Source organism: Allobosea sp. 47.2.35, from assembly GCF_024655635.1.
Classification (GTDB): domain Bacteria; phylum Pseudomonadota; class Alphaproteobacteria; order Rhizobiales; family Beijerinckiaceae; genus Allobosea.
Window position 1 is genome coordinate 169,007 of the sequence record NZ_JANLGI010000011.1, and the last position, 7,766, is coordinate 176,772.

The 7,766-nt window shown below is 68.0% G+C and carries 6 protein-coding genes; 2 read left to right on the forward strand and 4 right to left on the reverse strand.

Features of this window, described 5'->3' with window-relative positions; translation table 11 throughout:
- Positions 1–78: 78 nt before the first annotated feature.
- The 4 genes from hutU to hutI are packed head-to-tail and all read right to left on the reverse strand — an operon-like array spanning position 79 to position 5,244.
- Positions 79–1,746, reverse strand: a complete 1,668-nt coding sequence (gene hutU, locus NUV79_RS15410; RefSeq protein WP_257733975.1) for a urocanate hydratase — start codon at positions 1,744–1,746, stop codon at positions 79–81.
- Complete coding sequence (gene hutG, locus NUV79_RS15415) at positions 1,743–2,552, reverse strand: N-formylglutamate deformylase (protein ID WP_257733977.1); 810 nt, start codon at positions 2,550–2,552, stop codon at positions 1,743–1,745. Before hutG ends, hutU begins: the two co-directional genes overlap by 4 nt.
- On the reverse strand, positions 2,549–4,081 hold the full coding sequence (gene hutH / locus NUV79_RS15420) for a histidine ammonia-lyase (protein WP_257733978.1): 1,533 nt from the start codon (positions 4,079–4,081) through the stop codon (positions 2,549–2,551). Before hutH ends, hutG begins: the two co-directional genes overlap by 4 nt.
- Positions 4,078–5,244 (reverse strand): imidazolonepropionase, encoded by a 1,167-nt coding sequence (hutI, locus tag NUV79_RS15425; protein ID WP_257733987.1) that lies wholly within the window; start codon positions 5,242–5,244, stop codon positions 4,078–4,080. The genes hutH and hutI overlap by 4 nt, the downstream gene beginning before the upstream one ends.
- A 179-nt stretch (positions 5,245–5,423) precedes the next feature.
- Between hutI and NUV79_RS15430 the strand changes: the two genes are divergently transcribed.
- A complete protein-coding gene (locus NUV79_RS15430) occupies positions 5,424–6,791 on the forward strand; it encodes a formimidoylglutamate deiminase (protein WP_257733979.1) in 1,368 nt (455 codons plus the stop codon).
- 12 nt (positions 6,792–6,803) lie between these two features.
- Positions 6,804–7,553, forward strand: coding sequence for a UTRA domain-containing protein (locus tag NUV79_RS15435; RefSeq protein WP_257733980.1), 750 nt, complete (start codon positions 6,804–6,806; stop codon positions 7,551–7,553).
- The last annotated feature ends 213 nt before the right edge of the window (positions 7,554–7,766 follow it).

Here is a 7,766-nt window from a genome sequence, read left to right on the forward strand (position 1 = left end):
CAGTCCTTCGAGTTCAAGCGGTCACCGTTGTCATTCCGGGGCTCCGCGCAAGCGGAGAATCCGGAATGACACGTGTGCTCAGCCCAGAATACCCGGCAGGTTGAGCTGCTTCTCGCGGGCGCAGTCCAGCGCGATGTCGTAGCCGGCATCGGCATGGCGCATCACGCCGGTCGCCGGGTCGTTCCAGAGCACGCGCGAGAGGCGGGCGGCCGCGTCATCAGTGCCGTCGGCGCAGATCACGACGCCCGAATGCTGCGAGAAGCCCATGCCGACGCCGCCGCCATGGTGCAGCGAGACCCAGGTCGCGCCGGACGCCGTGTTGAGCAGCGCGTTGAGCAGCGGCCAGTCGGAGACCGCGTCCGAGCCGTCCTTCATCGCTTCGGTCTCGCGGTTCGGCGAGGCGACCGAGCCGGAATCGAGATGGTCGCGGCCGATCACGACCGGCGCCTTGAGCTCGCCGTTCCGGACCATTTCGTTGAAGGCGAGGCCAAGGCGGTGGCGATCGCCGAGGCCGACCCAGCAGATGCGCGCCGGCACGCCCTGGAACGCGATGCGCTCGCGCGCCATGTCGAGCCAGTTATGCAGGTGCTTGTTGTCGGGCAACAGCTCCTTCACCTTGGCGTCGGTCTTGTAGATGTCCTCCGGATCGCCCGAGAGCGCGGCCCAGCGGAACGGGCCGATGCCGCGACAGAACAGCGGGCGGATATAGGCCGGCACGAAGCCCGGGAAGGCGAAGGCGTTCTCCAGCCCCTCTTCCTTGGCGACCTGGCGGATATTGTTGCCGTAGTCGAAGGTCGGGATGCCCATGTCCTGGAAGGCAATCATCGCCTCGACATGCTCGCGCATCGAGGCGCGTGCCGCGGTCTCGACGGATTTCGGATTGGCTTCGCGCGCCTGCTTCCACTGGCCCATGGTCCAGCCCTTCGGCAGGTAGCCGTTGATCGGGTCATGCGCCGAGGTCTGGTCGGTGACCATGTCGGGGCGGATGCCGCGGCGGACCATCTCGGGCAGGATCTCGGCGCAGTTGCCGAGCAGGCCGACCGACTTCGCCTCGCCTTTCTCAGTCCAGCGGGCGATCATCTCCAGCGCCTCGTCGAGTGACTCGGCCTTCTCGTCGAGATAGCGGGTGCGCAGGCGGAAATCGATCGAGTCGGGATTGCACTCGACGGCGAGGCAGGAGGCGCCGGCCATCACCGCCGCCAGAGGCTGCGCGCCGCCCATGCCGCCGAGGCCGCCGGTCAGCACCCACTTACCCTTGAGATTGCCGCCATAGTGCTGGCGGCCGGCCTCGACGAAGGTCTCGTAGGTGCCCTGCACGATGCCCTGGGTGCCGATATAGATCCAGGAGCCGGCCGTCATCTGGCCGTACATCGCGAGACCCTTCTTATCGAGCTCGTTGAAATGGTCCCAGTTCGCCCAATGCGGCACGAGGTTGGAGTTGGCGATCAGGACGCGCGGCGCATCCTTGTGGGTGCGGAAGACACCGACCGGCTTGCCGGACTGGACGAGCAGGGTCTCGTCGGCCTCGAGCTGGCGCAAGGTCGCGACGATCCGGTCGAAATCCTCCCAGGAGCGGGCAGCGCGGCCGATGCCGCCATAGACCACGAGCTCCTGCGGATTCTCGGCCACGTCCGGATGCAGGTTGTTCATCAGCATGCGCAGCGGCGCCTCGGTCAGCCAGCTCTTGGCGCTGAGCTCGGTGCCGGTGGCGGGGCGGATGACGCGGGTGTTGTCCAGGCGGGTCATGAGCGGCTCCGTTCGAGAGTCTTGGCCGCGTCCAGGGCGGCAGTGATGATGGCTGACAAGGCGGTTTGCAAGGCGGTGGCCTTCGGTGCGTCGAAGGCCCAGGGCGCGGTCTCCTCGGAGAGATAGGCCGAGAGCGCGATTTCCATCTGGAGCGCGTGGACGCGCTCGGCGGGGCGCCCGTAATGGCGCGTGATCCAGCCGCCCTTGAAGCGGCCATTGGCGATCTGGGTGAGAGGCTGGCCGGCCATCGCGGTGACGGCGGCGGCCTCGATGCTCCCGGCGCAGCTCTGGCCGGAATTCGTTCCGAGATTCAGCGTCGGCAGCGTGCCCTCGAACAGGCGCGGGATCACCGATTTGATCGAGTGGCAGTCCCACAGCACGCAATAGCCGTGCTCGGCCTTCACCCGTTCGATCTCGGCCGCCAGCGCCGTATGATAGGGCTGGAAATAGGCTGCCTTGCGCCGCTCGATCTCGGCGGTGTCTGGTGCTGTCTGCCAGATCGGCGCGCCGTCGAAGGTCGTCGTCGGCACGAGCTCGGTCGTCGCCTGGCCCGGATAGAGCGAGACGCCGGCCGGGTCGCGGTTGAGGTCGATGACGAAGCGCGAGAGCTGCGCCTCGACGATGCTCGGCTGGAAAGGCGCGGCGAAGCTGTAGAGCTGGCGCATATGCCAGTCGGTGTCCTCGACCAGCTTTCCGCGCGCGTTGAGCTGCGCCGCGACCCCCGGCGGAACGCCGGTGCCGGGATGCGGCATCGAGAGGATCAGCGGGGACGAGCCTTGGCGGACCGTGACGATCTCGGCGCTCATGCGCTGCACTCGGCGAAGCTGTCGAGGCCCGCCGCCTTGCCGACGGCGCCGGAGAGCACGAACTCGGTCGCGGCCGCGAGTTCGGGGGCGAGGTAGCGGTCCTCCGTCAGCGGCGCGATCTTGCTGCGCAGCAGGGCGAGCACAGGCTCAAGGCGCGCGCTGGTCTTGAGCGGGCGGTGATGCTCGATCGCTTCCGCCGCCGCCATCAATTCGACGCCGATGACGCTGGCGGCATTCTTCGCCATGTCGATCAGGCGGAAGGCGCCATGCGTCGCCATCGAGACATGGTCTTCCTGGTTGGCCGAGGTCGGGATGGTGTCGACCGAAGCCGGATAGGCCTTCTGCTTGTTCTCGGAGGCGAGTGCGGCGGCGGTGACCTGCGCGATCATGAAGCCCGAGTTCAGGCCGGCATCGCGGGCGAGGAAGGGCGGCAGGCCGCTCATGACGGGATCGACCAGGAGCGCCATGCGGCGCTCCGAGAGATTGCCGATCTCGCAGACGGCCATGGCCAGGATGTCGGCGGCGAAGGCGACCGGCTCGGCGTGGAAATTGCCGCCCGAGACGATCTCGCCGGGACCAAGCACCAGCGGGTTGTCGGTGACGGCATTGGCCTCGATGGAGAGCGTCGCGGCGGCATTGCCGATGAGGTCGCGCACCGCGCCCATCACCTGCGGCTGGCAGCGCAGCGAATAGGGGTCCTGTACCTTCGTATCGCCATGGCGATGGCTCTCGCGGATGGCACTGCCGGCGATCAGGTCGAGCAGGATCTTGGCGACCTTGATCTGGCCGGGCTGGCCACGCAGGTTCTGGATGCGCGGATCGAACGGGGTGTCGGAGCCCTTGAGCGCATCGACCGAGAGCGCGCCGGCAACGAGCGCGGCGTCGAAGACGCGAGCGATGGCCGCAAGGCCGGTCATGGCGAGCGTGGTCGAGACCTGCGTGCCGTTGATCAGCGCGAGGCCTTCCTTGGCGCCGAGCGCAAGGGTGCTAAGACCCGCACGCTTCAGCGCGTCAGTCGCCGGCAGGGTCTCGCCCTTCAGTCGGATCTCGCCGAAGCCCATCAGGGCTGCGGTCATATGGGCAAGCGGAGCGAGGTCGCCGGAGGCGCCGACCGAGCCCTTGGCCGGGATCACCGGCAGGGCATCGGCCTTCAGAGCATTGGTCAGGGCCTCGATCACGACGGGGCGCACGCCGGAGGCGCCGCGCGCCAGGCTCGCCGCCTTCATCGCCAGCAGCAGGCGGACCACGCCGTCAGGCAGGGCAGGGCCGGTGCCGACCGCATGCGAGACGATCAGGTTGCTCTGGAGCTTGGCGAGATCGGCATCAGCGATGCGCACGCTGGCGAGCTTCCCGAAGCCGGTATTGACGCCATAGGTCACCGTGCCGGCGGCGACGATCTCCTCGACGATCTTCTGGCCGGAGGCGATGTTTTTGGCGCTCTCGCCGCCGAGAGAGGCGACGGCGCCGTCGAGGATCGCGCGCCAGTCGGTGAGATGGGCTGCGCCCGGGTTCAGCGAAACCGTGGTCATTGTCCGTTCCAGATGCGGGTGTGAAGGGGATTGAAGCCGATACGGTAGGCGAGTTCTGCAGGGCGCTCGATCTCCCAGATCGCGAGATCGCAACGCTTGCCGGCTTCGAGCGTGCCGACCTCGTCCTGAAGGTCGAGAGCCTTGGCGGCATGGCGGGTGAGCCCGGCCAGCGCCTCCTCCGGCGTCATCCGGAAGAGCGTGCAGGCCATGTTGAGAACGAGAAGCGGCGAGGTCAGCGGCGAAGAGCCGGGATTGGCGTCGGTCGCCAGCGCGATCGCTGCGCCATGCTTGCGCATCAGTTCGATTGGCGGCTTCTGCGTCTCGCGCAGGAAATAGAAGGCGCCGGGCAGCACGACCGCGACCGTGCCGGCCTTGGCCATGGCGATGACGCCGTCCTCGTCGAGATATTCGAGATGGTCGGCGGAAAGCGCGCCCATCTCGGCCGCGAGCTTGGCGCCATGCAGGTTGGAGAGCTGCTCGGCATGGATCTTGATTGCCAGGCCCTTGGCCTTGGCGGCCTCGAACACGGCTTTGGTCTCGTCCGGCGAGAAGGCGATGCCCTCGCAGAAGACATCGACCGCATCCGCCAGCCCCTCGGCCGCGACGGCATCGAGCAGCGGCCCGGCGACGAGCGCGGTGTAGTCGCCCGAGCGCCCCTTATACTCGGGTGGTACGGCATGGGCGCCGAGGAAGGTGGTGCGGACAGTGACCGGCCGTTCGCGGCCGATCCGGCGCGCGACGCGCAATTGCTTGAGCTCGGCCTGCTGCTCCAGCCCGTAGCCGGACTTGATCTCGACGGTGGTGACGCCTTCGGCCATCAGCGCCGCGAGGCGCTTATCGACGGAGGCGAAGAGCGTGTCCTCGCTGGCTTCGCGCGTCGCCTTGACTGTGGAGAGAATGCCGCCGCCGGCCCGTGCGATCTCCTCATAGGTCGCGCCCTGCAGGCGCAACTCGAATTCATGCGCCCGGTCGCCGCCATAGACGAGATGGGTGTGGCAATCGATCAGGCCGGGTGTGATCCAGCGGCCCGCGCAATCGATCGAAACGGCGGCATCAAAAACCGGCGCCTCATGGCGCGGCCCGGCATAGACGATGCGTCCGTCACGGGCGGCGATGACGCCGTCCTCGACCGCGCCATAGGGCGTGTCGACCGCAGCCGACATCGTCGCCAATCGCGCATTCGTCCAGAGCTTGTCGCAGACAATCGTTTCACCAGGCGCTTTCGCCACCGTGCGTCCTCCCGCTACTCTTTGAACTGAAGCCATGATATCTAATTGCATATGCAAATAGCAAGTGTTATTTGCATATGCAATTAAACGCCAATGAGCGACGGAGCGAAACGGTGACCGAGACCCTGCATCTGGCCGAGGCCCTTCTGCCCGAAGGTTTTGCCAGCTATGTGAAGCTGACCGTCGTCGACGGCACGATCACATCCGTCGAAGCAGGGGTGAAGCCGGCAGGGGATCAAAACAGCTTCGCCGGAATCGCCTTGCCCGGCATGCCGAACCTGCACAGCCACGCCTTCCAGCGCGGCATGGCCGGCCTCTCCGAGCGCCGTGGCGCGCCGGAGGATTCCTTCTGGACCTGGCGCGAGGTGATGTACCGCTTCCTCGACCGGCTCGATCCCGACGACGTCCAGGCCGTCGCGGCGCAGGCCTTCGTCGAGATGCTGGAGGGCGGCTTCACCGCGCTCGCGGAGTTCCACTATCTCCATCACGACAAGGACGGGCGGGCCTACGCGAATATCGCGACGATGGGGCAGGCGATCGCCTCCGCCGCGCAGGAAACCGGGCTTGGCCTGACCCTGCTGCCGGTGCTTTATCGCTTCGGCAATTTCGGGCAGGCGCCCTCGGTCCATGGCCAGCGCCGCTTCGTCAACGAGCGCGACGCCTATCAGCGCCTGCTGGAGGGCAGCGCCGCCGCGATCCGCGACCTGCCGGATGCGCGGCTCGGGGTCGCTCCGCATTCGCTGCGCGCCGTCGCGCTCGATGATCTCGGCTGGGTCTCGTCGCTGCGCCCGAACGACCCCGTCCATATCCATGTCGCCGAGCAGGTGCCCGAGGTCGAGGCCAGCCTGAAGATCACCGGCAGGCGCCCGGTTGAATTGCTGATGGACACGATCCCGCTCGACAGGCGCTGGTGCCTGATCCACGCGACGCATCTGACCGATGCCGAGCGTGACGGCATCGCCCGCAGCGGCGCGGTCGCAGGCTTGTGCCCGATCACCGAGTCGAGCCTCGGCGACGGCATCTTTGACGGCATCCGTTATGCGCAGGCCGGTGGCGCCTATGGCGTCGGCAGCGATTCCAACATCCAGATCGATGCCGGCTCGGAGCTGCGCCAGCTCGAATATTCGCAGCGCCTGCGCGACCGCCGCCGCGCGCTGTTCGCCGAGGAGACGGCCTCGACCGGCCTCGCGCTCTGGCAGGCCGCCTGCGCCGGCGGCGCCCGCGCCTGCGGCCGCGCCATCGGCGCCATTGCGCCGGGCCATCGCGCCGATTTCATCACACTCGACACCGATCATCCGGCGCTTGTCGGCCGGTCCGGCGCCGAGGCTATCGACAGCGCGATCTTCGCCGCCAACGCCATGCCTTTGCGCGATGTCGTCGTCGGTGGCAGGAGGGTGGTGGCCGAGGGGCGGCATGTCGCCCGCGATTCGGTGCGCAAGCGCTTCGCCAGCGTGATGCGGCGCCTGCTCGCAGCGGAATAACCAGGGACGACAATGACGGAAACCCGGCTCGACGCAGTGAAACTGGACGGCGCCGGGCCGGTCTATGACCAGATCCGGCGGGCGATCCGCGATCTCGTCGTCAGCGGGGAATGGCCGCCGGGCACCAGCGTGCCGCCTGAGCATGCGCTGATGGAACAGCTCGGCGCCTCGCGCATGACCGTGCATCGCGCCCTCGTCCAGCTCGCCCGCGAGGGCCTGATCGTCCGCCGCCGCCGCTCGGGCACCGTGGTCGCGACGCCGCCGGCGAGCCATGCCATGCTCGACATCCTCTCGATCCCGGAAGAGGTGCGCCAGCTCGGCCAGAGCTATGCTTACGAGGTGCTGGCGCGCACCGACGGCCGGCCTTCGCCCGAGGTCGCGGAGCTCTTCGGCCTGAAACGCTCCGACAAGGTCACGCATCTCCTCGTTCTGCATCGTGCCGACGGCAAGCCGCATGTTCTGGAGGAGCGCGTCATCCATGCTGCAGGCGTGAGCGGGCTAGCGGACGAGGATTTCGCCGAGACGCCGCCCGGCGACTGGCTCTTGCGGCACAGCCTGTGGTCGCAGGCCGAGCATGCGATCAGCGCGATCGGTGCAGGGGAGGAGCAGGCAGCCCTGCTGGAGATCGCGGAGGGCGAGCCCTGTCTGCTGGTCGAGCGCCGGACCTGGAACCAGTCGCAGCCGGTGACGGCCGTGCGGTTGCTCTATCCCGGCTTCCGCCATCGCTTCGTGGGGCGCTTCGGGCCATACGGCGCCGCCTGAGGGCAGAGGGCGTTACGCCGTGAGCACAAAAGAAAAGGCCCGCCGGTCGGGCGGGCCTTCGTTGGGTGGGATGCTGCCTCAGCAATCGTAGACGTAGCGGCGGCCCCATTCGTCCCGCCCGTAGCAGCTTTGACGCGTCGCCGCGCCGCCGATGATCGCGCCGCTCGCGCCGCCGATCGCGGCACCGGCCAGCGCGCCGCCCGCGCGTCCCGT